The sequence below is a fragment of the Citrobacter sp. MGH106 genome (genome assembly GCF_001037495.1).
In the GTDB taxonomy this organism is placed as follows: Bacteria; Pseudomonadota; Gammaproteobacteria; order Enterobacterales; family Enterobacteriaceae; genus Citrobacter; species Citrobacter murliniae.
Genome location: NZ_KQ089822.1, coordinates 2,364,443 through 2,389,942 on the forward strand (window position 1 = coordinate 2,364,443; position 25,500 = coordinate 2,389,942).

A 25,500-nucleotide genomic window follows, 5' to 3' on the forward strand; every position below is an offset into this window, starting at 1 on the left:
CATAAAAATATTATACTTACCTGTGAAACAGATAGGGAGCGCGACAAATGTCCATTAATGGGCATTTGATTAATTGAAAGTTAAATTATAAACAAGTCAACATTAAAACATGCGCCGCAAAAAACACGACAATACTACAACAAATCAACCCCTGTAGGTTCTCCTGTAGTGACCGTTATATCTCGATGCTGGACTTATTTGTCATGTTATCCAGAACTGTTTTAATTACCTGTTGTTCAAAATGCTCTGCATGCAGATATCTTTTTTCTTTATAATTTTTACTTGTATCCCGATCGGGTTGATGTAAAAAACATTCTGGAGGCGTACACGAGATAATTGAGTTAATTATTCCAACTGGCTGCGGATATTCAAAAAACAGCGAGCCGGAGCAATAATTATGGGTGAGTTGCCACTCGGACAATTCGTTCAGGAAACAATCCGACTCTGGTTTTGGTATTGCGCTGGCTTTATCGTGACCTAAAACAATAAAAGCAAGATTGTACAACCCATGTGCATATGGCCAGAACATTTTATTGAGCTTAGTGACACCAAACTCCCTTACTTGTGGAACACTTTTACAATATAGATCGAGTAGTGTTCCCGCTTCGGCAACGTTTCCATCAAGAAGTGCAATCAGGTATCGAATAGCCAGGAGATCGTGAGTGGCCTGCTTAGTCGCAAGTACCCTTTTTGCGCCTTCCCTTGCATCTGTTTCAAAGTCAGTACGTTTGTACCATAAAGCCATAACTAAATTGGTAATCGCTATTGTAACAGGATGACCATTGTCACTCAGACCACACTTTTCAGGTAAAAGAAGTGACACACGATAAAACATGCCGGCGGCAAGAATATCCAGGGTCGTCCATATATTGATGCAGTGATCGCATCCGGAATCCACACCCAACGTCACGTGCCTGACCATGGCAGACTGACGCAGGGCTGAATGTAGAAGTTCCATGTCCTTTGACTGTATCGCGGTTTTGTACCCCAATAACTCTGGCTTACCTTTCATGCGAAGCATAAAAAGCCATGAACTTACCTGCTCATGAAGGGAATAACCTTCGTGGCACTCATCATGAATAGCAAGGCACTCAGCTAAATAGTCATTCATGCTCATCCAGACAAGGGCATTTTTTACAGCCTCTTTTTCGTATTCTCGCTGGTATGCACGTTGATATTTAGGGGAAATAATAGCCATAAAAAACCTGCAAATTAGTAGCGTTAGCACTACTTTACGATAAAAAAGAGAAGCGATTATGGTGAGTTATCACGTCGAAATCAGTCGCTTCCTTGCCCTTTACACAGCCTACGAAAACGGTATTTATCACCCATCACTATCGGCGTTCCGCATATTTGCTACGTTTGTGTTGATACAGTAATTCGTCCGCTTTCAACATTGCAACTTCAAGCGTATCGCCTGGCTGCATCTGGTGCGCTCCCCAGGAGAACGCCACCAGTTTATCGCGATCAATAGTGAGCAATTGTTCCTGCACGCGATCGATAACATCACGCGACTTATTCAGTGAATAATCGATAAGAACCAGGCAGAACTCATCCCCCCCCAGCCGTATGCCATAATCACTTTTACGAATAGTATTTCCCAGCGCCAAACCCAGTGCCTGTATCGCTTTATCACCCATATGGTGGCCAAGCGTATCATTTATTTTTTTGAGTCCATCGCTGTCAATCGCGATGATCGTGACAGGGATGTTGCGATCAACGAGCGCGCGTATTTTTTGCTCAAGTTCAGGTGTAATAACTTTTCTGTTATACAGGCCAGTCATCACATCCGTCACGTTATCCCGCGAAAGCGATTCCTGTCTGATTAACTGCTTATGCGCATATCGGCATAATGTCCAGGTCCCCAGAACATACAAAATAAATAGCCACAGATTAGCGATGATGACGTAGATAGCATCCAGTTTGACATGGAGAGTGTAATACTGGGTGATTTTGTCCTGGTAACTGATCAAACCAAAAGATTTGAGATCCGGGTTATGAAAAATAATATTCGCACCGGTTGCATTATCCGTAACATACAGAGACAGGAATTTCCATAGCAACGGCCGGTCAACTGTTTCGAATGAAACGATAAGATCGTTAATATTGATATCTGTAATCAGAATGCCTTTCACTTTATCTCCCAGGAACACTGGAGTAAGCATGCTGATAATATTATTTTGAGTATAACCATCCTGGTAAATATGAGACACAATGCTTTCCCCTCGTATCAGGTCATCCAGAGCGTTCTCATCGATGGTAATAGTATGTGCGCTACGCGCGATATTAATGCTGCGACCATTATTAACTAACCAGTTACTAAAGGTATAGTCACGGGTATTAACCAGTTTATTGATGTAAATATAGTTATGTGAAAGATCTATGTAGTATCTGATATTCCTGAAAGCATAGCCGGTATAGTTTGAAAAACTGTACTTTTGTGAGACCGTACTCCCTGGACTTTGAATTATGGACATCGCGCCAATATCACGCCCCCACTCTGTACACGTTTTATTCTGAGTCTGTAAGGTCCCTTCAAGGTTTTTCATAGTTTTAGACAGAAGGTTAAACCCGTAGATGTTGCCCTCGTTTTCTACATGTCGACAGATCTCTGCCAGTTCACTATCGGTAAGGTTATCGGAGGATGTTCTGGAATAGAATTCCCGCGAAAGCCGACTGGCGATATTCTGATTAATTGACTCTTCATGGAATAGTGCCGATTTGCCATTTTCAGCGACATATCCCATATAATTCTGTAAATTTCGCGCTTCATGCACGGCCAGCGCGATGAACACTAAGGTGGTACAAACCACAGTCAAGATAATCGCACTAATATATTTTTGTCTCGACAAAATGGCTAACTCCTTGTTGTACCTCCAAGAAATGAGCTCAAGTATAGCATCAATCCATCCCTCGTGGCCTGCGGATAGGTACAACACAGCGTGGCGCTGTCAATCCGGCACGATGGCCGCGTGATACATAACTCAAACGATAAGAAATAGAGTAGAAATGTCGATGGGGTTATGGATATTTTTTATTCTGTCTACCATGCTTTGCCTACTCGTCAGTTAAGCGAACCACTCATCCCCAGAGATTACGTCTTTTGGCCGAGGACACGACAATGCGCAGCATACTGCTTCCTCTAACACTCGCAGCGTGTCTTTTTGTTTTCGGCGTTTCTGTCCTGAATATTCAGCTCTGGTATTCATCAAGGGCCGATAGCCTTGCTGGCGCTAAATATGCAGAAAACAACATAAACAATATACTCGATGAGGCTACTCTGGCGACCAAAACGGCTAAGGACATCGTCGTGAAGGGTTGCGATCTGGAAGAACAATATCAGCTCGGCACAGAAGCTGCTCTGAAGCCTCACCTGCGGACCATTCTTATCATCAAAAATGGGGCAGTATGGTGTTCATCGCTGCCGGGTAATCGCGTGTTATTGACCCATATTCCCGTTGTGCCTGAAACAAACTTACTGCTGGCACCCGCCAAAAACACCGTCAACGGCCTGCCGGTACTGCTATACCAGACACTTTTTGCAACGAGCCGTATTCTGGTCACCATCAGCGATCAGCATATCCGCGGAGCGCTGAATGTTCCGTTGAAGAGGGTTGCGTATTCACTACTCGTGGGAAATAACACCATCGGCCTGTCGGGAGATGTGGCAACAATAGACGCAAATACGCCACTAACCGGGCGAATTGACTCGGCTAAATATCATTACAGTATAATTTACAATCAACCGCCGCTGTTCAGCTTAGCCAGACTGGTCACTAAAGGTTCAGGCATACTGATATTCATCCTGCTGATATCCGGTATCGCGGCTTACGCACTGGAAAAATATTTGAACAAGAATGCGACGCCTGAAGAGACGTTACGCAAGGCAATCAGCAACGGAGAGATCGTACCTTTTTATCAACCGATCGTTAACGGCAAAACGTTGACGCTGCGCGGTGTTGAAGTATTAGCCAGATGGAAACACCCGAGAGCCGGATATATCTCCCCGGCGTCATTCATTCCAGTTGCCGAAAAATCCGGTCTGATAATTCCCCTGACTCAAAGTCTGATGACACAGGTCGTGACGCAGATGAATGTCATTGCCAGTAAGTTGCCCGAGGGATTTCATGTCGGGATTAACTTTAGTGCATCCCATATCACCTCCCCCACATTTGTTGAGGAGTGTCTGAAATACAGGGACAGTTTCAGACGAAATGATTTACATCTGGTTATTGAAGTAACCGAACGTGAACCCTTACATGTGGATGAACACCTCGTTCAGCGACTTAATGTCTTGCACGAAAATGGTTTCGTAATTGCCCTGGATGATTTCGGCACCGGCTATTCAGGACTTTCTTATCTTCATGATCTGCATATTGATTATATTAAAATTGACCAGAGTTTCGTTGGTAGAGTAAATGCCGATCCGGATTCAACCCGCATTTTGGATTGTGTGCTGGATCTGGCTCGTAAACTGTCGTTAAGCATTGTCGCCGAAGGGGTCGAAACGAAAGAGCAACTCGACTACCTGAACCAAAATAACATTACCTTCCTGCAGGGCTACTATTTCTACAAACCGGTAACCTTCACCGGACTGGTCAAAATTCTGCTGTCAAAAGCCAGAGCTAAGGTGATTGTCGAGTAAACGTATAACCGATTAACTGTAATTCTATGTCACTGATTCAACACAGGCATAGCAAACAGCATTATTCGAAAGGTTTAAATAAAAACAGGCGGAGAATGATGAAAAAGATAGCAATCGTTGGTGCGGGACCTACTGGTATTTATACGTTATTCGCGCTGCTTAAGCATCAAACACCGCTGTCAATTACCCTCTATGAACAAGCCAAAGAAGCCGGGGTTGGTATGCCCTACAGCGACGAAGAAAATTCAAGGATGATGCTGGCAAATATCGCCAGCATTGAAATTCCCCCCATTATCTCGCCCTATATCGACTGGTTACGCCAGCAAAGTGAAGCACATTTAGCGCGTTATGGCGTTGAACATGGCTCACTGCACGTCCGCCAGTTTCTGCCGCGCATTCTTCTTGGTGAATATTTCCGTGACCAGTTTTTACAACTTGTCAGCCTGGCGGAAAGACAGGGGTTTAATATCAAAGTGAATGAATCCTGCCTGGTAAACGACATCCAGGCAACAGCGGAGGGCATTGTTGTTTGCACTGAGCAGGCTGCACCTGAACTATTTGACCTCGCCGTCATAGCAACGGGGCACGTTTGGCCTGATGAGGAGGCGCTAACTCGCACCTTTTTTCCCAGCCCGTGGACCGGTCTGATGGATGCAGAAATCCCGGCATGCCAGATAGGGATAATGGGCACGTCTTTGAGCGCTCTTGATGCGGCAATGGCTGTCGTGGCGCAGCATGGCAGATTTGTGTCCGATAACGGGCAGCATATTCGCTTCGAAAAAGATGACAAAAGTCGGGATCTGCACATTGCACTCATGTCCCGCTCTGGCATTTTACCGGAAGCCGATTTTTACTGCCCTATCCCCTATGAACCGCTGTGTTTTGTTACCGGGGAAGCACTGGAAAAACAGATAGCCGACGGCTCAGAAGGCCTGCTCGACCGGGTCTTTGCGCTGATAGTAAAAGAAATTGGACATACTGACCCTGTATGGAGCCAACAGATCGCTCTGTCATCGCTCAATGCGGACAGTTTTACGCAGGCCTGGTTTGCCGCACGCAAAAAACACGACCCTTTTCAGTGGGCCGAAACTAACCTTGAAGAAGTTGAGCGTAATAAGCGTGACCGACGAACTGTCGCCTGGCGCTACACTATTCTTCGCTTGCATGAGGCCGTGCAGGAGATTGTTCCCTCACTCAATGAGAAGGACAGAAAACGCTTCAACAACGGACTTGCGCGCGTCTTTATCGATAATTATGCCGCCATCCCCTCACAGTCAATTCGCAGATTACTGGCACTGCGTGAAGCCGGGATAGTGAGTATTCTCGCCCTCGGCCCGGATTACCAGTTGGAGCAGCAAGGTACAGCAACCGTAATCTCCGCTAACGATAAGGCGTATAAATTTGACGTGTTTATCGACGCCAGAGGACAAAAACCACTAAAAACAAAAGATCTGCCATTTCCGACGTTACGAAAACAGCTTCAGTCCACAGGCGAGGAATTACCAGATGTCGGTGAAGACTACACCTTGCAGGCACCGGATATTGTTCGTGGTCGTATTGCACTTGCCGCCATTCCCTGGCTGATGCACGATCAACCGTTCGTACAAGGTCTTACTGCCTGCGCGGAAATAGGCGACTGTATTGCGAAAGCTATTGTGCAACCGGCAGTCCGTTTTCGTCGACGTTTGCCGTTCTATGAGACATGACTAAAACACACTGCTATTACCATCAAAAGAAGCATTATCGCGAGGTGGTAAGCAGGTATAGTTGTCTCCACCATCTTCTTTATCACAGAGATCTGATCTTATGTCCGCTTCTGTTCCCCTCTTTGCTGCTGGCAGTTTACGGCCGGCATTAACCCCGCTGATAAGCCATTTCACCCGCCTGAGCGGAATAGATTTCACTGTTGAATATGGCCCGGCAGGTTTATTGCGGGAGCGAATTGAGGCCGGTGAACCGTGCGCACTTTTTGCTTCGGCAAATCGAGCACATCCCCAACAGTTACTGTCCAGTCGTAAAGCCGTATCCGTACAGACGTTTAGCCGTAATCAACTGAGTCTTACCACCGCTCGTCCCGGCGAATGGCTGGATTTGCTGCGTGACCCCACCCTGCGTATCGGTACATCAACCCCCGGATGCGATCCCTGTGGCGATTATACCTGGGCCTTTTTCGAGAAGCTGGATTTGCTTGAAGCGGGTCTTGGGCAACAACTGCGCGAACGCGCCACTGCGCTGGTTGGAGGTCGCGACAGTCTCAACGTGCCAAAAGGCGAACTGGCCAGCGCATGGGTTATTCGTCAGGGACTTGCCGATCTGTTCATTGGTTACGCGCACTATGCGAAAACGCTGTGTGGGCAGCCCGATGTCCGTTGTGTTGCAATCCCGCCAGAACACAACGTTCAGTGCGAATATCAGCTTGCCATTCTCGACGCGTCTAAGGAGGTCATGGCGTTGGTTGAATTTATTCTCACCAGCGGCGGTCAGGAATTTTTAACCGCCGCCGGATTTTTACCCCTTAGCGATGGATCGCAAACAGGGGCGCAATAAACGGCGTCGGATGATTTTCCAGGCTGAATTTTCGCAGCGGCAATCCATAAGCCCTGTACAGATTATCTTCCGTCACAACGCTGTCTGTAGGACCGGCAAGCCATTTCCCCTGCGGTAACAGCAACAGCGTATGGGTTGCTATTTGCAGTGCATGCAGCGGATCGTGAGTGGAAAAGAGAATACTGCATCCTTGTCGATGGGCCAGATCGCTGATGAGTTGCAACACTACCTGCTGATTGGCTAAATCCAGTGCAGAACAGGGTTCATCAAGCAACAACGTCTGGCAATCGGTTACCAGTGCCCTGGCGATCATCACCAGCTGTTGCTGCCCACCGGAGAGCGAGCTAAACGAACACGCAGCAAGATGCGCAATGTTTAACTGTTCCAGCGCCTCAGCCGCCCGTTGCTTGTCCTGATGACGGGGTTGGGCAAACAGCTTCACATGTTGTGCTCGCCCCATAAGCACGACATCACTCACCGTATAGGGAAATGGTAGATGGGAATGCTGAGCGACAATCCCGATTCCACCTTCACTTTCTATACTTCCACCAAGCGCAGGCAACGTACCGGTTAACGTGTCCAGCAGAGTGCTTTTCCCCAACCCATTACGCCCCAGTACGGCCCATATATCACCTTTCTCACAACGAAATGTGAGTGGCTCAAATAACGGCGTTTGGTAACCATATGCCAGTTGATCAACATACAGAGCCGCAGATTTCATCGTTTTCCCCGACGACTGGACTGAATTAACAAAAAGGCAAATAGCGGCGCACCGAGCAATGCGGTTATGATCCCCAGAGGTATTTCCGCCGACATCAAGGTACGCGCAATATCATCTACCACAATCATAAAACCGCCCCCCACCCAGAAGGCACAGGGAAGTAATCGACGATGATCGACACCCACCAGCAGTCGCGCCAGATGCGGAATAACCAGCCCAACCCAGGCAATGCTGCCGCTGACAGATACCTGCGCCGCGACTAAAAACGCGCAGCAGACCAGCACACTGCGTCGCAGAGGAATCACCGCCACGCCGAGCGCTTTAGCGTCTTTATCATTGAGTGATAACAGGTTTATCCGCCAGCGCAACTGGTACAAAATTGTCGCCGCGATACTGACCGGAACGGTCAGCATCAGCACTTTATGCCAGTTGGCCGTCGCAAAACTACCCAGTAGCCAGAACACAATATTAGGCAATGTTTCTTCGGTATCGGCCTGATATTGAATCAGACTCACCAGTGCCGCAAAAAAACCACTCAAAATGATACCTGACAGGATCAGAACAAGCGTATTCTCCAGTCCCTGGAGCGCGGCAATGGCGTACACCAGGATTAAGGCTGCCAGACCGAAGAAGAACGTTGAACCCATCATCAGCCACGGATCCAGCCCGAGCAGAATAGCCAGCGTGCCGCCAAAAGCTGAACCGGAAGTTACCCCAATAATATGTGGGTCAACCAACGGGTTATGAAACACCCCTTGCAAGGTGGCGCCACACAGCCCAAGGGCTCCCCCCGCTAACAATGCCATCAGAATACGCGGAAGTCTGACAGTCCAGATGACCTGATTTGCAATGCCCTGAGTGTCGGAATAATGGCTAAGCTGATAAAACACATCGCCCAATGACAATGGATAATGTCCAAGACACAGCGAGCCCACTCCCAGCAACAGCACAGCCGTTATGAGGATCGGTTGCCAGGATAAAATGCGCTTACTTACCAGCATCAGGCTGCCAGTTCACACGATAAAAACGTTGGTAGTACTCCTGCGCCTGCGCATCAACATTCACGTTTTTATAGGCATCCGGGTAGAGTTTTTTTGCCATCCATAACTCACCAATCGCCAGTGCTTCCGGCATCGGATATCCCCAGGCTTTAGCGTATTCAGGCATCAGCCAGACACGATGGTTTTTCACCGCATCAATTCCCTGCCAGTTGGGATCGTTTTGGATCTCAGCCACCACCTGCGGATAGCGATCCTGAACAAAAATAACCTGCGGGTTCCACTGTAATACCTGCTCAAGCGAAACCTGCCGCGCCCCTTTAACACTCGCAGCCGCAACGTTTAGCCCGCCAGCGTGCTGCATCATCAGCCCGGTGTACTTTCCGGAACCATAGGTCATGAGATCGGGGTTAGCCATATAGATACGGACTTTTTGCGCTTCAGGAATATTAGCGACCGGTGCATTAAATTTTTCCCTCGCCGCAAAAACGTAGTTAATCAGCGATTCAGCCTGGGATTTGCGCCCAACCACATCGGCAATCAGCCGAATGCCCTGCTTTAACCCTTCGTTATAGACCTGTTCCTCGTCGGCCATTGTCGGGTTCATTTTGTTCTGCTGCCCGTCAATATCCTGGCGTAACGAGATAGCCACCACCGGAATACCGGCATTCTGGATCTGCTGGATCATCTCCGCTGGCGCATAGTTGGCAACGAACACCACCTGCGGATGAATCGCCAGCAAACTTTCAATATTCACGCTGGTGAGATCGCCAGGCGTTGGCAATGAGGTAATCGTTGGCATAAAGCGGGCAAACTCAGGGCCAAGCTGTTTTTTCCAGCTCGACATGACACCAACAATTGACTGTTGAGCATCCAACTGAACCAGAATATTCAGCGTCTGGTGTTGCAGCACAACCACCTTATCGACGTGGTCTGGTAACGTGACCTGACGGCCTAGCTGATCGGTGACACTGCGGTCTGCCTGCGCGGAAAACGCAAACAACAGGCTGGCACAAACCAGCACAAAAGAACGAAGAGTTAACATAGATACCATCTGGAAAGGGAAAAACGATATGCATTAAATTATATAACGATGTGACTGGCAACCCATTATCTATAAATCGAGCCATTCAAAAGATGAAGATCAATTTATGACGTGAAACAGGCAGGATCGTGTTACGTCACGCTGGACTTTACGGCGATAAAAGAAAAGCCGACGGCAATCACTACCGTCGGCCTGCGTGCGTACTGCGCGTCAGATATTACGATTTAATGACCATTTTGATGATATCTAACGCTTTGGCGAACTGATCTTGCGGAATAGTCAGCGGATAGAGGAAGCGGATCACGTTGCCGTATTGACCGCAGGTTAACAGCAGTAACCCCTGCTCAAGCGCTTTCTTCTGCACGCGTTGCGCGACGGCAGCGCTTGGCTCCTTCGTTGTTGCATCACAAAATTCAGCAGCAATCATTGAGCCTAATCCGCGTACTTCGGCCAACTCCGGACACCCTGCACGAGCATCGTTCAGGGCCGCACGCAGTTGCTCACCAAGTGCTTCTGCACGCTGGCACAGTTGTTCATCATGAATAATATCAAGCACCGCGTGGGCCGCTGCCACAGCCAACGGGTTTCCGGCATAAGTGCCGCCCAAACCACCCGGCGCTGGTGCGTCCATAATCTCGGCCTTACCGACCACACCTGACAGCGGCATACCACCAGCAAGACTTTTCGCCATGGTCATCAGGTCAGCTTTATGATCGTAGTGATCCATAGCGAACAACTCACCCGTACGGGCAAAACCACTTTGCACCTCATCGGCAATCATCACAATGCCGTGCTCATCACAGATGCGACGGATAGACGCGACAAATTCAGGCGGAGCTACAACAAATCCCCCTTCGCCCTGCACGGGTTCGAAAATAATCGCCGCCACCTGGCTGGGGTCAATGTCAGCTTTAAACAGCCGCTCAATTGCTTTAACCGAATCTGCGGTGGAAATACCCTGTAGTTCAGAAGGATAAGGCGCATGGTAAACAGATCCAGGGAACGGACCGAATCCTTTTTTATACGGCGCGACCTTACCGGTAAGTGCCATGGTCATGTATGTGCGTCCGTGAAAACCGCCGCCAAAGGCGATAACACCCGGCCGACCTGTGTGTGCGCGGGCAATTTTAACCGCGTTTTCTACCGCCTCTGCTCCGGTAGTAAAGAATGTGGTTTTACGCGGCCCATCAACAGGCGCAACTGCATTGATTTTCTCAGCCAGAGAAACATAGCTCTCGTACGGGACTATCTGGTATGCCGTGTGAGTAAAAGCCTGAAGCTGAGCCTCGACTGCCTGCACCATACGAGGATGACGGTGTCCGGTATTCAGCACGGCAATTCCGGCAGCGAAATCAATATATTGATTGCCTTCGATATCGGTAATTGTGCTGTTTTCCGCTGACTGAGCGAAAAAATCACACATCACACCTACGCCACGCGGGGTGGCATCCAAACGACGTTGTTGCAGGTTTTTATTGTTCATTATCTACACCTTGTCCATAAACATATCCGGGTTGAATTACCCTTTAAATTTAGACGCCATCTGGTACTTTAATCGAGAGCCAAATCGTTTTATTTTAAGGATCCAAATGCGTTCACTTGCCGGAGATGTGATCAAGCAAGCATTTAGCCAGCAGACTGACGAAAAGCTTCATCGTCGTCTGTATGCCGCCATCTGCAGTTGTATTCTTGAAGGTAACCTGAAACCAGCAACCCGCATGCCCCCTTCGCGGGATCTGGCTAGTGAGCTGGCGCTATCTCGCAACACCGTATTACGGGTATATGAGCAGTTACAGGCCGAGGGGTATATTTCTGCACGCACCAGCAGCGGGACGTTTGTTACTGACAGCGTACTGGATAATCTCAACCTGCGCACCGACAGGGAACCCACCTCACCCACGCAAGAAGACCACACCAGCTTATCAGCGCGTTGTCTTGAACTGCTGGGTTACGCCAGCGCGAGCCCCCGACAGTGGGGAGCTTTTATCCCAGGCGTACCTGACGTACAGTATTTTCCTCACCGCACGCTCAAAAAGATTCAGGACCGGCTGGCAAGACGGTTGCGCCCGGAGTTTCTTACCTACGATGCTACAGGCGGCGTAAGTGAGCTGAAAGAGGCGCTGGCCGATTACCTGCGTACCGCGCGCGGTGTCAGATGCTCTCCCGAACAGATACTGATCACCGAAGGCATTCATCAGGCGCTGGATCTGGTGACCCGCACTCTGTGTGACCCAGGTGATAACGTCTGGATTGAAGAACCCGGCTACTGGGGAATAAAAAACATTCTGCGTATCAACGCTGTTAACTTTTCGGCGATCCCCGTTGATGAACAAGGTATGGTTCCGCCAGGAGCATCAGAGGTTGCGCCGAAACTGATTTTTGTGACACCGTCACACCAATATCCCCTCGGTTCGGTAATGAGCCTCAGCCGGCGGCGGCAGCTCCTCTTTCGGGCGCGTGAAACACGAAGCTGGATAGTGGAAGATGATTACGACAGTGAGTTTCGCTTCTCGGGTCAGCCCATTCCGTCATTACAGGGACTGGAGGAAGAGAGTCCAGTCATTTACATCGGCACGTTCAGCAAAACACTTTATCCCGCACTCCGACTCGGTTATGTCGTCCTGCCCAAGGCACTCGCTACCCCACTGAAGAAAGTTCATACTGACCTCTATCGCGGTGGTCATCTTCTGATTCAGGCCGCGCTGGCTGAGTTTATTAAAGAGGGTTACTACGCGGCCCATATCCGCAAAATGCGTCAGCTCTACAGCCGCCGTCGCCATATGCTGGTTGAACTGATCACCAGGATGCTCGGTGAACATTATCTGGGTTCCTTCAACAGTAACGCCGGGCTGCATCTGATTTTACAGTTGCCAGCCGATAGCGATGACGTTGCCATTGCACGGTTGGCAAATGCCGAAGGTTTGTTGGTTCGACCGCTGTCGCGGTATTACATCAGTGAAGAGAAACGCCGCGGTCTGTTGCTGGGATTTGCCAGCATTGAAGAACATGAGATGGCATCGGCGTTTTCCAGACTGGCCGGGATTATTAAAGCCCATAGCTGACGAACGTCGGATTTGTACGCCGGATGAGGTTTGCCCCCCCATCCGGCGTTCTGCTAGTGTGTGGCTTTTTTAAGTCCGGCCAGATCCTCCTGAGTTATCTCGCCATTACCTTCGCCCCAGCTTTTACGCACATAGTTGATAACGTCGCGCATTTCACCCTTAGTCATCATTCCCTCATACGCTGGCATTTTGAAGGAGACATTTCCCCGCATCGTGGGTGTTTCCGCCCCCTGCGTAATCACTCTGTACAGCGGGGTCGGATCGTCAATCATGACCAGCGGGTTTTTGATCAAAGAAGGCACATTATCATCCGTTCCTTTGCCTTCCAGGCCGTGACAGGTTGAGCAATAGCGGTTATAGACAACCTTGCCCGCTTCAGGCGAATTTGACCACGTAGCCGTCGGGCGCGTCGGGGCAGCCTTATCGCGCTTCAGACTCAGCAAATACTGCGCTATCGCCGCAGCGTCATCATCCGTCAGATACTGAGTACTCTGACTCACAACCTCGGCCATTGATCCTGAAACCGCGGCATGTTTGCTTTTTCCTGTCAGTAACAGCGACGTTAACTCCTGCTCTGACAAGGCGGTCCCTCTGAGTGATGGTGCGTACCAGCCGTCGATCATCGCGCCGCTCAGGTATTCATCATCGCTACTGGTGTACGCTTTTTCCTGCATCGCTATCCCCCTTGGGGTATGACACGAACCGCAGTGACCAGGCCCTTCAACCAGATAAGCCCCCCGATTGACCAGCTCAGTATTTACATCCGTTTTTTTGCTCTCAGGTGCGTCGGTAAACAACCAGTTCCAGATATGCAGCGGCCATCGGGCCGAGAGGAGCCAGGGGATGGCGTTCTCTTTATTGGGTTCTGCAGATGAGGTGACATCATGCATAAAATAGGTGTACAGCGCCTGAACATCCTCATCGGAAAGCTTCGCATAAGACGGATAAGGCATCGCCGGATAAAGTGGATGACCGTCTTTGGCAATACCCTGGCGCACCGCTTTTTCAAACTCGTCGTAAGAGTAGTTGCCAATACCGTGGGTCTTGTCGGGGGTAATATTCGTCGAATAAATATCACCAACGGGCGTGGGAAACTTTTTGCCCCCCGCCATCGCCGCTCCGCCCTCAGCGGTGTGACATGCCACACAGTCAGAAATTCGCGCGATGTACTCACCGTTAGATTCAGCAGCAGAGACACCGACGCTAAATAAACAAGCGATAAGAAAGGTTACGTTACGCATAGATCACCCCATATCCTTGAGTTCGTTGACCGCACGCCATGCCTGATCGATCGCAGCATGCGCATAAGCACTCCAGTCAGAATCCGAGTTAGCAATGGCAATTCGACCGACTGGTTTACGCGCCCGGTCAATAATCTCGGGCATTTTGTCCATATCATCGAACAGCGACGTGGGGTAATACGCATAACCATGCGCCCAACGGTTAACCGTAATGGCTGAAATATCCCGTTGATTATCAAAACCCGTAGAACCGAACATCTCCTGCAACTGGGCGCGAATCATTTCTTCATGCGCCGCAAACGTGGTACCAAGTAACCATGCCCGCCCCAGGCGGAACTGTTCCCTGGCTGACAGATTACTGCCCGGATAAGTAGGCACATAGACCATATGAATAACCATTGGTTCGTCCGGTGTCGCCGGATGCTGGTAACCTCCGATACTAACCGGATAGTCGAGCTTCACCCGACTGTAAGGCGCAGCGGGAGAGTAAAACTCATGCACACCAAGCTGCTTAAACGCATTCCAGTTCTTGACCACCACGTTGGTGTACACAAGCGGTGCTTTTACGTTCAGTTTGAGGTCTGCTTTTTGCTGTTCCGGCGTTTCAGGCACAATGTATGGGATCATCATGTTATAGCCCGCCATGATGGCATTCTTACCGCGAACGCGATGCATCTTGCCATCACGTAACCAGGTTATGGCAACGCCGTCCGGCACGTTCGCCGCGTTGATCACGGTACTGTTCAGGCGCAGACGGGTTGTATTTTCCGGCTGGTCCAGCTTTTCGTAATGCAGCCTTGCGAGGACTGAATCTTCCATTGAATTGCCTGGCAGCGCGTCGGGCAGCAGGTGTCTGACCAGTAGTCGCGCCAGACCGGCATTGCCGTCCGGGAAATGATAGACATATGGCTCTTCGAGATCGGCCAGCGACTCCCCGTCCAGTGGCGGTAACCCTAATGCCTCCATACCAGGTAGTGCGCAGGCTCTGGCATCACTGCAGGAAATTCCCTCGATACCAATAGCAAAGAAATCATTGGAACGCTGCTGAAAATAGAGCAGCGCCATTTTGCTCAATCCGACTTTTGTTGCAAGGAATTCACTGTAGCTGTGGGCATCCATCCAGTCGCTTTTTTCGTCCACCGTCATGCCCTGAAGATAATCGACCGGGCGCACATGCAGGTCGATGAGCGCCTTTCGGTCACTTTCACTTAATGGAAAGTCGTTGATAAACGCTTCGATATTTCGCCCATTAAGTCTGTCCGGTGGAATATCATCGGAGACGGCCCGCCCCGGATCGCCACTGACTATTTTGGTCTCACCAAAATTCTTTTTGTCGAAAAATACGCCGCGACTAAGTTGCCAGTCAGGGTAGAAATTCACGTCAAAACTGTCTTTCAGACGCGTAGCACTAACGCCAACTGTCTCCATCAGTTTTTGGACCACGGGGCTAAAATTGTGCGCTGGTGACTGAAATGACTCGCTGCCGCCATAGCCAAGAAGTTTTTTGCCCGCGGAATTAAATTCGTTACGTTTGGCGTGCCCGCCAAAATCATCATGGTTGTCGAGGATAAGGATCCTGCTGCTCTGCCCGGCGAGTTCACGCCAGAAGCACGCGGCAGCCAGTCCGCTAATGCCGCCACCGACGATAACCAGATCGTACTCCTCCTCGATGGGGAGAGCGTTTAAGTCAAAACGTTTATGCTCACGGCCCAATGCATGAGCCATCTCGAACGAACCTGGATGATTACCCCGCAGACCAGTCAACGCAGGCGGATAATAACTTCCATTAATGAATTCGTTGCCATTTCCTGCCGCCCTGACCAGATCCAGAGGAGTCAGTCCCGCAGCGATAGTGACCGCCACGCCGTTGAGAAAATCACGTCTGGTAATTGCCATTAACTTTGTCCTTTTGCCACTTGCACACTGCCCTAAAAAAATCAGAGTCTCCCCCTCTTTTTTGAGGGAGAGACAATCGACTACTTCACTGGCTTCAGTTCTTCATCCAGTTTTTTCGAATCATAATAATCACCCTGCCAGGTAATTTTTCCTGCTTTAACATGAATATAGCTGACACCTTCAAATTTGATCGGATTATTTGTTGCCGGACTTCCGGCCCATTCACCGCTGTTTTTGCCTGAAAATTCCCACCGGAAAGCGACGGTATCCTCGTCATAAACGGGCTTACCAATCATTTTCCAGGTTAAATCAGGAACCGCTTTTATAAATGCCCCGATGACCTCTTTCTCGGCGTTTTCTCTGCCGTTTACCGGCTCACCCGCCGCCGCATCGTAATAAACCACGTCATTTGCCAGGTACTGTGCAGCAAGTGGCGCATTGTGCGCATTCCATGCCGCCATATACTCTTTCACAGTACTCAGCGAGGTACTTGCCGCCATGCTCAGGCCCGAGAACATCACCAGTGAAAGCACAGCTATTTTCAATGTTTTCATCATATTACCTGCTATTCAGAAATATCGGTCATGATATGTTTCACACGGGTATATTCATCGAGAGAATAAGAAGAGAGATCTTTTCCGTAACCCGACTTTTTGAAGCCGCCGTGTGGCATTTCAGCACACAGCGGAATATGGCTGTTAATCCACACCGTGCCAAAATCAAGATCGATGCTGAAACGTTGCGCGCGACCATGGTTGCTGGTCCAGACGCTGGCAGCCAGGCCGTATTCAACATCATTAGCCTTGTCCAGCGCCTCTTCGTCAGTTGAGAACGGCTGAATGGCCACCACCGGACCAAACACTTCGTGTTGGATGGCTTCATCATGCTGATGCAGGCCAGAGATGATGGTCGGTTCAAAGTAGAAACCCGGCCCTGCTCCTGCTCTTCCACCCGTTTCAACTTTTGCATGTGCTGGCAGACGTGCAATGAAGCCTTTTACCTGCTCAAGCTGATTTCGGCTGTTCAGCGCGCCATACAGAGCCTCTTGGTCTTCAGGAGGGCCAAATGTTATCTGCTTTGTTTTTTGGATCAGTTTTTCCAGAAACGCAGGGTAGATGGACTGTTCCACCAGAATACGCGTGGCGGCCGTGCAATCCTGACCGGCATTGAAAAAGCCCGCCGTGGTGATCGCGTCAATAGCCTTGTCTATGTTCGCATCGGCAAAAACGACGGCAGGTGCTTTTCCGCCAAGTTCCAGATGGGCTTTAGTCAGGTTTGCAGCCGCAGATGCCGCGACCTGCAAACCCGCACGGACGGAACCGGTAATAGAAACCAGTGAAGCCGTTGGGTTAGAAACCACCAGCGAACCGGTATTGGCTTTTCCCAATACCACGTTGAATGCTCCTTTCGGGAACAATGGTGCAGCCAGTTCCGCCAGCAACAACGTGCTGACCGGGGTGGTATCACTCGGTTTTAGTACTACTGTGTTACCCGCCGCCAGCGCTGGAGCAATCTTCCACACCGCCATCATAAACGGGTAATTCCACGGTGTGACTTGCCCGACAATACCCAGCGGTTCACGACGAATAGTAGAGGTAAAACCTGTGGAATATTCTCCGGCGGCCTTTCCCTCAAGACAGCGTGCTGCACCGGCGAAAAAGCGAATTGCATCGCATGAAGCGGCTATTTCCTCTTTCTCAATAAAATGCAGCAGTTGACCAGTTTCCTGGCTTTGCGCCCTCGCCAGACGTTCTACGTTTCGTTCTATTTCATCAGCCAGCGCCAGAAGCGCTTTTTGCCGCTGCGCGGGCGTCGATTTTTTCCAGATACTAAACGCTACTGCCGCCGCCGAGTAAGCAAGATCCACCTCAACCGCACTGCCGTTGGGAGATAATGCGTACGTTTCACCATCAACCGGACTCACCAGTTCAAAGGTTTCATCTGTGCTACCCGCGACATATTGCCCGTTAATAAAGTGCTTCAGGGTTTTCATGCGTGTCTCCTGCCATTTAATACATAAAGAATCTTATGTAATATATATATTGTAAAACTTTTTCAAATGCGCAACATTGACACTATGATAAGCCTCGCATTTTTAACTTATATTTTACATTTACAAGTGAGAGGCAATTCATTATCAGTAGACGCTATCGGAACACACATCCGTCTGTGCAATGGCATCACGCGCGGGCATGTAAAATAACGCGACCATTCTGACCTTCCTTGCCTGACGGGCTTGTGTTAGAAATGGTCGTTGTTTCAGGGAATTGAGTGCAGAAAAGATTATGATTACTCATGCGGTCATATTTGCGCCTATCGGGCAGGTCAGTCGTTCTGACCAGATAGTGCAGCGCCTTTCGAACGCCATTATTACGGGATTACTGGAGCCAAAAGAGCAGCTCCCAAACGAAACCGATCTGGCAAAGATGATGGGTGTCTCACATATCACAATCAGAGAAGCACTAAACACGCTTCGGGCTAATAATCTTATCCATACGATTCGTGGTCGCAATGGCGGGAGTTTTGTTTGCGAAAACATCGACGGCAAAAATAGCGCCCTGCATCCGTTCAAATCGATCAGTACAGATTACCTTTCCGATTTAGGGGAAATGCATTGCGCTATTATTAGCCACAGCGCAAGACTCGCTTCCAGGCGTATGACCGGTGCCGATATCTCTAAATTTCGCGAGTTTGTTGAGGTGTTAAGAAGAGCGGATTCGCCAGAATTAATGACACAGGCCGATATGCGTTGCCTGCTGGCAATAGCAGCCAGTTCCCATTCGGCGCGGCTGGCCAATCAGGAATTGCAGGTACAGGCTGAATGGGCCTCACTGGTTGCCATACTTTATCGCTCTGGCAATATTCATGCAGAAATTATTGCGCTCTATTCGGCGCTGGCCGACGCGCTGGCTGCCCATAACGAGGTGGAATCCGTACAGTTCGCCACGCAGATTATCGACACATTTACCTATTACCTTATAGAAAAAAAGCTGAAATATAATTCGAATTAACAATCAGTGAAGGCAGGACAGACAATGACCTCTTCGACATCCTTAAGCGCATTAATCCGTAAAATTGATGATATTACTGCTTCTACCGTAGATTCTACCGTTGCGCTGGCGAGGAGTATCCATGAGGCTATTGCCGGTGTGCAAAAAGGCTCAGCGGAGGTGGTCCTCGACCCTGCTGTAAGAGCAACCGTTCAGCAGCACATTAAACGTACACTCAATGACAATCACTATTGCTCCGGTGCCGGATTCGCCAGCCATATTGAGAGCACGCCGACAACGAGAGAGTACTGGCATCTGGAATGGTGGTATAAAAAAGATAATGGTTTGAGTCAGGCAAATCTGGATTTGGATCAGGCCACACAGCAGCGGCTGGATTTCAGAACGTTCGAGTGGTTTAAACACTCCCCACCAGCCGGCGAAGCTTATATTCACGGCCCGTATGTCGATTATATTTGCAACATCTCTTACACACTGACGTCAGCTGTACCCGTCTACTTCAATGATCAGTTTCTTGGTGTCGCCGCTGTCGATCTGCTGGTCAGCCAGATTGAAGCTGAATTGCTTTCCTGCCCCCAGCCTGATTATGTGATTCTGACGAATCTGGAAAACAGAATTATTTTCTCCAGTTGGCCGCGTTATCGCGTAGGTGAATTGTTGTCGCCGACGAACACCACCCTTGTTTATCAGAGCGACTACTTTATCCTTTATCACTATCAAAACTAAGGGCCTGAAGGCCCTTGTTTTCAGTTGTCCTGCCCCATAGTTAGCTTGTTTGCGTAGGCAATAGCATCATTTTCAGGCGCAGCGGAGCGACCGAACGGACGGGTCAGGAACATATAGACCAGCCCTGAGCCCACGACAATCGCCAGACCAAACAACACCGTCCAGCGATCAATGAAGTCGCTGCTGTCGGCAGGCTGCGCCAGCAGCCAGATACCACACAGCCCATAGGCTAACGCCAGCACGTTGACGAGAGTCCCCCAACCACCTATGGTCCACTCACCCGCTGGTTTCCAGCCCTTCAGACGCTGACGCAACGCGGCCAGCACCACCATCTGGAACGAAATGTAAATACCGATGACGGCAAACGCGGTAATGCGCGACAGATTATCCGGCTGAAAATAAACCCAGATACAAATGATCACCGGCAGTAAGCAGCTAACAACCATGGCATTATCCGGTACGCCGTTTTTGGAAATTTTTGCATCCACTCGCTTCCCGGTAGCATTTTGTCACGGGAGAAGGAAAAGATGAGGCGGCTCAGCGCAGCCTGAAGGGACAGAATGCACGACAACATGGCTATAATCGCCACGACAATAAAGATTGTTGCGCCCGTTTCCCCCAGAGCCTCATTAAGGATAGCCGGGATCGGATCGGCCGTTTTACCGTTAACAATGCTGACCAGGTTTGGTGAAGCAAGCAGATAGCCCATCACAGAGATGATGGCGGAGATCGCGCCAAACACGATGCTCAAAATCATAGCTACCGGGATTTTTTTGCTTGGGTTCTTCACCTCCTCCGCGACGTTACCGCATGCCTCGAAGCCAAAGAACATAAACAAGCCCATCAGCGCGGCTGACATAAATGCGGTGGAATAACTTCCGTCCTGAGCAAGTACGCCCATCGAATCAAAGATGACCGAGAACGGTTGTGAGCGATGAAAGATCAGCAGATATATTCCCAGCGCAATAACGCTGACAATTTCACACCAGAAACCAATTTTGGCGACGCGGGCAAGATTCTTCGTCCCTGACATATTCACCGCCATCATCAAAAACAGCAGCACGACAGATGTCAGCAGCATAGTGGCGGGCGTTTGACCATAGTGGAACAGAGACTCTACAAAAGTCGAAGTGTATTCAGCGATTGACGTTATGGTGACAACCAACGCCCAAAGGTAAATCCACGCCGCGATCCATGCATACTTTTTCCCCCATAACCTTCTGGCCCAGGGATACAGTCCACCGGTAATAGGATACTGGGATGCCACTTCACCAAATACCAATGCCACCAGAAGCTGTCCGCACGCGACGATCAAAATCCACCATACCGCGGGTGGCCCAGCCAGAGTCACTGCCAGAGCAAACAGAGAATAAACAGCAGTAAGTGGCGACAGGTAGGTAAAACCCAACGCAAAGTTAGAGATAAGTCCGATCGACCGGTTGAACTGTTCTTTGCCATCTTTATGAAAACTATCGTTTTTCTTATCAGGTGTCTGTTCCATATATCTTTCTCTTTTGTGGAATAGTCGCAGGGGTGAACGATTAATGTATAAAAGATATTAAGTTATATGTATAGTGATTTTGTCACATATTTGTTAAATAAAATCGTATGATTTCCACTAATGAGAGAAGACACAGCGCACCGTTAAGCGGCATCTGAACTGAAAAAACGCAAGAATCGCTGCTGTTAAGCAACATATTTGCAATATAATAGGGAGATGTTTAACGCCGAACCTGAACAGGTGAATGATGGAAATTGATCTCGATAATCTGGTCTTTGATGGACTGGAAGAAGCGCAAGAGCGTAATGCTGAACGTCTGGAAGATGCTGACAAAAAAGCGCAGGAAATTATTGCTGATAATGACTGCGGCGACGCCTGCAAGATCTAATCTCTGAACCGGCGTAATGCCGGTTTTTTTATATTCGGTTCATCCTGCCCGCGCCAAATCAAATGGCACAATGTTTCAACCCGTTGCGCGAATACTGCAGTGTGCTGTTACGATCTGAATTGCCATCCGGTAGCGACGTTGCACACCTCATTCCAGTACATCTCGCGCGTCAGGCGAAGTTCAGCGTGTTGTTTTATCACGGAACCACTCCGGATCAATATTGGCGATATCCACCCCATACAGGCTGGCGACAGGAAGAACAGACTCCACAACACGCTGAAGATTAGACTCTGCACCATATTGTGGGGTCAGTGGACGCCGTTTTATTACGTTCAGCCAAAGCTGTTTCAGCCCTTTCATCTTCTCCGCCTCCTCTGTATGTCGGATGCGTTTTATTCCAGCGCACTCTCGCCTAAAAATGAAATGCGAATTATTGCCAAGGTTTTGCACAATTTTGCATTTCACTCGCTCATTGCATTTACCCGTTATTAACACCCCCGTCACTAATATCTTTTTGTATATAGATAAGAATTTTTTCATATTTGGTGACAACCCTAAGTTATGGGAGCGTAAAAAGCACAAACCAATAACTACAGGGATTTCATAAAATGATGGCAACGAAAATTCACAGCGCTAAAAAAACTCTGCTGGCTCTCAGCGTACTGCTGGCATCGGGTGTTACCGCCACGCAGGCTCAGGCCGACCAGTTGGCAGATATTAAAGCCGCAGGTGTGGTAAAAGTCGCGACATTCGACGCTAACCCGCCGTTTGGCTCAGTCGATGCGAAAAGTCACAAAATTGTCGGATACGACGTTGATTTTGCCGAAGCGCTGGCCAAATCCCTCGGCGTTAAACTTGAACTGGTAGCGACCAATCCGGCAAACCGTATCCCGCTATTGCAATCCGGGAAGGCGGATTTAATCGTGGCGGATATCACGATTACCCCTGAACGGGCACAGGTTATCGATTTCTCCGTCCCCTACTTTGTCACCGGCCAGCAATTTCTCGTTCCGGCAAAGTCTCCGGACAAACTTGATGATTACAGCCGCGCCAGAATTGGTGCGGTGAAAGGCACCACGGGTGAGCAGGCGTTGCATCAGCGATTCCCGCAGTCGCGGGTGCTGGCCTATGACGATATTCCGCTGGCATTAACTGCACTGCGTAACGGTAATGTCCAGGCAATCACGCAGGACAGCACTATTCTGGCGGGTTTATTGAGCGGCGCGCCGGATAAAGCGGATTTCAAAATCCTGCCCGACCTGCTGAGCAAAGAAGAGATCGGCGTTGGGGTGAAAAAAGGCGAATCAGCGCTGTTAAAAGCGGTAAATGATGAGCTACTGAAACTCGAATCTGAGGGTCAGGCAGCCAAAATCTATGACGTCTGGTTTGGCCCTGAAACCAAAAACCCACAGCCGCGCGCCTTTAAAATAGAAGCGAAGTAATATGCTCTCAGGTCTGTTTCCTCGTTCCGCAGCTCCCGCTGCGGATTTTACACATTTGCGCCAGGCTCGCGTTGAACTGCGCAATGTCGTTAAACAATATGACGCGCACACCGTTTTGAACGGTGTCAGTCTGTCCGTTGAGCCCGGTGAAGTGGTCACCATCCTCGGCCCCTCAGGTTCAGGCAAATCCACGCTGATTCGCCTGATTAATCAGCTTGAGTCACTGAGCGGCGGCGATATCTACATTGATAACAAACCGATTGGCCAGCTTCGCGGTGCGGCATTACGTCAGTTACGCAGTCGTATTGGTTTCGTGTTCCAGCAATTCAATCTGTATACCCATCTGACGGCACAGCAAAACATCACGCTGGCACTGGAATATGTTCACGGATGGAACAAAGCGGACGCAGAACACCGCGCGCTTGAACTGCTGGATCAGGTCGGGCTGAGAGAGAAAGCTGATGCGTATGCCGCCCAGCTTTCCGGCGGGCAGCAGCAACGTGTTGCTATCGCCCGCGCTCTGGCCTCCTCACCACAAATTATCCTTTTTGATGAACCCACCTCTGCGCTGGATCCTGAGATGATCGGAGAAGTATTACAGGTGATGAAAAATCTAGCACACAGCGGTATCACCATGATCGTCGTTACCCATGAAATGCATTTCGCCAGAGAGATTGCTGACCGGGTGGTCTTTATTGATGGCGGCGATATTCTGGAAGTGGCACCGCCAGAAGATTTTTTCACCCGTCCACAGCACCCCAGAACCCAGCGTTTCCTGAAAAAAGTGCTCGACCCGTTACATCAGGAGTCACCGTTATAATGCATGCAATGGACTGGCAGGGAGTGCTGAGCGGGCAACCTCTGCAATGGATAATTTCAGGTTTTCTGACCACGCTATGGGTCACAGTGGCAGGTATTGTACTCGCCACACTGCTGGCTATTTTGTTGCTCAGCCTGCGTCTTACGGGCAACCGCTTTGGCATCGGTGTGGTTAACGTATGGGTTTCAGTTTTTCGCAATACACCGTTACTTGTGCAACTGATGTTCTGGTATTTCGCCGCATGGAATCTGCTACCCAGGGGGGTTATTACATTCGTCAATGCAGAGCATGGCTGGTCCATTCTGCCAGGAGACGTCTGGTGGCTAACACCCGAATTTATCTGCTCTGCCTGGGGCCTGGGGGTCTTTACTTCTGCCTTTCTGGTTGAGGAAATCGCATCAGGTTTACAGGCCGTGTCTGACGGGCAGCGAGAGGCCGCCATTGCGCAGGGCTTTTCATCATGGGCCACTTTGCGTCACATATTGCTTCCTCAGGGGCTGGTGAACGCCTGGCAACCGATCGTTGGGCAATATCTCAACCTGATGAAGCTCTCTTCGCTAGCCAGTGGTATCGGTTTTGCCGAGCTGACCTACCAGGTGCGACAAGTTGAAAGCTATAACGCGCACGCGCTGGAAGCATTTGCCGTCGGTACCGCGCTCTATCTGCTGACCGGCATTGCGTTGGGTATGTTGTTAACGCGTCTTGGCCCGGCCCCTGTGCCAGCCAGGGCATTTGCCAGAAAAACGCGCGTATTCAGTCTCAGGAGTCCACAGCATGATCGCTAATATTTCGGTCATTACCGACAATCTGGACTATCTCCTGTGGGGACGCATAGCGGACGGTCAACCGGGTGGCGTTCTGCTTACACTACTGATGGCAATTGGCGCGGCAATTCTGGCCCTTCCTGCGGGGATAATACTGGCCTGCTGTGCCTGGCGTTTTCCGGGAGTGGTTCGCAAAGGATTGTTTATCTGGGCGGAGTTCATTCGCGGTATTCCGTTGATCTTTGTGATCTTCTGGATGTGGTATCTGCTACCAATGCTGAGCGGAAGCGATCTTCCTGGTGCTGTTACCGTCACGCTGGCTCTGGCCTGGTTTACCGCAGCCTCAGTGATGCACTCAGTTTATGCCGGGATAAATGCACTCCCTGCAGGGCAATATGATGCAGCGGTGGTTCAGGGCTTTCGCCCGTTTCAGGCATTATGGCTCATCATGTTGCCGCAGGTGCTGCGGAACATTCTGCCTTCACTAACAGGGATATTTATTGGCTTGCTGAAGGATACGTCGCTGGCGTTTATCGTTAACGTTCCTGAACTGACAACGGTAGCCGGTCAGGTTAACAGTCGGGTGCAAATTTACCCGGCAGCGATTTTTATCTTCACCGGGCTGGTCTATTATCTGTTGTGTTTTGGGCTGGAGAAAATTACCCGGCGTCGGTTTGCCTTGAGATAATCCTACGG

General features: G+C 49.7%; 22 protein-coding genes and 1 pseudogene. 11 read left to right on the plus strand and 12 right to left on the minus strand.

Annotated elements, in window-relative coordinates; genetic code table 11:
- Positions 1 to 175: 175 nt before the first annotated feature.
- Together SK36_RS11165 and dgcJ are read right to left on the minus strand one after the other, a co-directional pair.
- Positions 176 to 1,198: a hypothetical protein gene (locus SK36_RS11165; protein ID WP_048221547.1), complete on the minus strand. Its 1,023-nt coding sequence runs from the start codon at positions 1,196 to 1,198 to the stop codon at positions 176 to 178.
- Positions 1,199 to 1,334: 136 nt separating this feature from the next.
- On the minus strand, positions 1,335 to 2,852 hold the full coding sequence (gene dgcJ, locus SK36_RS11170) for a diguanylate cyclase DgcJ (protein ID WP_223306986.1): 1,518 nt from the start codon (positions 2,850 to 2,852) through the stop codon (positions 1,335 to 1,337).
- Positions 2,853 to 3,121: 269 nt separating this feature from the next.
- Between dgcJ and SK36_RS11175 the strand changes: the two genes are divergently transcribed.
- From SK36_RS11175 to SK36_RS11185, 3 genes are all read left to right on the plus strand, one after another.
- Complete coding sequence (locus SK36_RS11175) at positions 3,122 to 4,645, plus strand: EAL domain-containing protein (RefSeq protein WP_045442358.1); 1,524 nt, start codon at positions 3,122 to 3,124, stop codon at positions 4,643 to 4,645.
- 98 nt (positions 4,646 to 4,743) lie between these two features.
- On the plus strand, positions 4,744 to 6,351 hold the full coding sequence (locus SK36_RS11180) for an FAD-NAD(P)-binding protein (protein WP_048221548.1): 1,608 nt from the start codon (positions 4,744 to 4,746) through the stop codon (positions 6,349 to 6,351).
- A gap of 100 nt (positions 6,352 to 6,451) precedes the next feature.
- On the plus strand, positions 6,452 to 7,192 hold the full coding sequence (locus SK36_RS11185; RefSeq protein ID WP_048221549.1) for a substrate-binding domain-containing protein: 741 nt from the start codon (positions 6,452 to 6,454) through the stop codon (positions 7,190 to 7,192).
- On the opposite strand, the gene SK36_RS11190 is transcribed toward SK36_RS11185, so the two are convergent.
- The 4 genes from SK36_RS11190 to puuE all read right to left on the minus strand — a co-directional run bounded on the left by SK36_RS11190 (position 7,161) and on the right by puuE (position 11,439).
- Positions 7,161 to 7,913, minus strand: coding sequence for an ABC transporter ATP-binding protein (locus SK36_RS11190; RefSeq protein WP_048221550.1), 753 nt, complete (start codon positions 7,911 to 7,913; stop codon positions 7,161 to 7,163). The two genes, SK36_RS11185 and SK36_RS11190, sit on opposite strands and share 32 nt — an antisense overlap.
- Positions 7,910 to 8,914 carry a FecCD family ABC transporter permease gene (locus tag SK36_RS11195; RefSeq protein WP_048221551.1) on the minus strand — a complete coding sequence of 335 codons (1,005 nt, stop codon included), beginning with the start codon at positions 8,912 to 8,914 and terminating at the stop codon, positions 7,910 to 7,912. Before SK36_RS11195 ends, SK36_RS11190 begins: the two co-directional genes overlap by 4 nt.
- On the minus strand, positions 8,901 to 9,956 hold the full coding sequence (locus SK36_RS11200) for an ABC transporter substrate-binding protein (protein ID WP_048221552.1): 1,056 nt from the start codon (positions 9,954 to 9,956) through the stop codon (positions 8,901 to 8,903). The genes SK36_RS11195 and SK36_RS11200 overlap by 14 nt, the downstream gene beginning before the upstream one ends.
- 217 nt (positions 9,957 to 10,173) lie before the next feature.
- A complete protein-coding gene (gene puuE, locus SK36_RS11205) occupies positions 10,174 to 11,439 on the minus strand; it encodes a 4-aminobutyrate transaminase (RefSeq protein WP_048221553.1) in 1,266 nt (421 codons plus the stop codon).
- A 106-nt stretch (positions 11,440 to 11,545) separates the two neighbouring features.
- Here puuE and pdxR point away from each other — a divergent pair, with 106 nt between their 5' ends.
- On the plus strand, positions 11,546 to 13,018 hold the full coding sequence (pdxR, locus tag SK36_RS11210) for a MocR-like pyridoxine biosynthesis transcription factor PdxR (RefSeq protein WP_048221554.1): 1,473 nt from the start codon (positions 11,546 to 11,548) through the stop codon (positions 13,016 to 13,018).
- Positions 13,019 to 13,071: 53 nt separating this feature from the next.
- Here pdxR and SK36_RS11215 read toward each other — a convergent pair whose 3' ends face one another.
- From SK36_RS11215 to SK36_RS11230, 4 genes are all read right to left on the minus strand, one after another.
- On the minus strand, positions 13,072 to 14,259 hold the full coding sequence (locus tag SK36_RS11215; RefSeq protein WP_048221555.1) for a c-type cytochrome: 1,188 nt from the start codon (positions 14,257 to 14,259) through the stop codon (positions 13,072 to 13,074).
- A gap of 3 nt (positions 14,260 to 14,262) precedes the next feature.
- Complete coding sequence (locus tag SK36_RS11220) at positions 14,263 to 16,155, minus strand: flavin monoamine oxidase family protein (protein ID WP_048221556.1); 1,893 nt, start codon at positions 16,153 to 16,155, stop codon at positions 14,263 to 14,265.
- An 80-nt stretch (positions 16,156 to 16,235) separates the two neighbouring features.
- Positions 16,236 to 16,709 (minus strand): ester cyclase, encoded by a 474-nt coding sequence (locus SK36_RS11225; protein ID WP_082138877.1) that lies wholly within the window; start codon positions 16,707 to 16,709, stop codon positions 16,236 to 16,238.
- A gap of 11 nt (positions 16,710 to 16,720) precedes the next feature.
- Positions 16,721 to 18,148, minus strand: a complete 1,428-nt coding sequence (locus SK36_RS11230; RefSeq protein ID WP_048221558.1) for a gamma-aminobutyraldehyde dehydrogenase — start codon at positions 18,146 to 18,148, stop codon at positions 16,721 to 16,723.
- A gap of 292 nt (positions 18,149 to 18,440) precedes the next feature.
- Here SK36_RS11230 and SK36_RS11235 point away from each other — a divergent pair, with 292 nt between their 5' ends.
- Together SK36_RS11235 and SK36_RS11240 are read left to right on the plus strand one after the other, a co-directional pair.
- Positions 18,441 to 19,166, plus strand: a complete 726-nt coding sequence (locus SK36_RS11235; RefSeq protein ID WP_048221559.1) for a FadR/GntR family transcriptional regulator — start codon at positions 18,441 to 18,443, stop codon at positions 19,164 to 19,166.
- 24 nt (positions 19,167 to 19,190) lie between these two features.
- The gene (locus SK36_RS11240) at positions 19,191 to 19,889 is read left to right on the plus strand and encodes a cache domain-containing protein (protein WP_045442326.1); all 699 of its coding nucleotides are present in this window, start codon (positions 19,191 to 19,193) and stop codon (positions 19,887 to 19,889) included.
- 20 nt (positions 19,890 to 19,909) lie between these two features.
- Here SK36_RS11240 and SK36_RS11245 read toward each other — a convergent pair.
- A pseudogene (locus SK36_RS11245) lies at positions 19,910 to 21,390 on the minus strand (APC family permease).
- A 247-nt stretch (positions 21,391 to 21,637) separates the two neighbouring features.
- On the opposite strand from SK36_RS11245, the gene SK36_RS24695 reads away from it, so the two are divergent.
- Complete coding sequence (locus SK36_RS24695; RefSeq protein WP_003832695.1) at positions 21,638 to 21,778, plus strand: hypothetical protein; 141 nt, start codon at positions 21,638 to 21,640, stop codon at positions 21,776 to 21,778.
- Positions 21,779 to 21,958: 180 nt separating this feature from the next.
- On the opposite strand, the gene SK36_RS11250 is transcribed toward SK36_RS24695, so the two are convergent.
- On the minus strand, positions 21,959 to 22,138 hold the full coding sequence (locus SK36_RS11250) for a hypothetical protein (protein WP_045442302.1): 180 nt from the start codon (positions 22,136 to 22,138) through the stop codon (positions 21,959 to 21,961).
- A gap of 248 nt (positions 22,139 to 22,386) precedes the next feature.
- On the opposite strand from SK36_RS11250, the gene SK36_RS11255 reads away from it, so the two are divergent.
- From SK36_RS11255 to SK36_RS11270, 4 genes are read left to right on the plus strand one after another with little or no spacing between them, the layout of a single operon-like run.
- Positions 22,387 to 23,220 (plus strand): ABC transporter substrate-binding protein, encoded by an 834-nt coding sequence (locus SK36_RS11255; RefSeq protein WP_048221560.1) that lies wholly within the window; start codon positions 22,387 to 22,389, stop codon positions 23,218 to 23,220.
- A 1-nt stretch (position 23,221) separates the two neighbouring features.
- Positions 23,222 to 24,040, plus strand: a complete 819-nt coding sequence (locus SK36_RS11260) for an amino acid ABC transporter ATP-binding protein (RefSeq protein WP_048221561.1) — start codon at positions 23,222 to 23,224, stop codon at positions 24,038 to 24,040.
- Positions 24,040 to 24,825 carry an amino acid ABC transporter permease gene (locus tag SK36_RS11265; protein ID WP_048221562.1) on the plus strand — a complete coding sequence of 262 codons (786 nt, stop codon included), beginning with the start codon at positions 24,040 to 24,042 and terminating at the stop codon, positions 24,823 to 24,825. Before SK36_RS11260 ends, SK36_RS11265 begins: the two co-directional genes overlap by 1 nt.
- Positions 24,815 to 25,492 (plus strand): amino acid ABC transporter permease, encoded by a 678-nt coding sequence (locus SK36_RS11270; protein ID WP_045442290.1) that lies wholly within the window; start codon positions 24,815 to 24,817, stop codon positions 25,490 to 25,492. Before SK36_RS11265 ends, SK36_RS11270 begins: the two co-directional genes overlap by 11 nt.
- Positions 25,493 to 25,500: the final 8 nt, after the last annotated feature.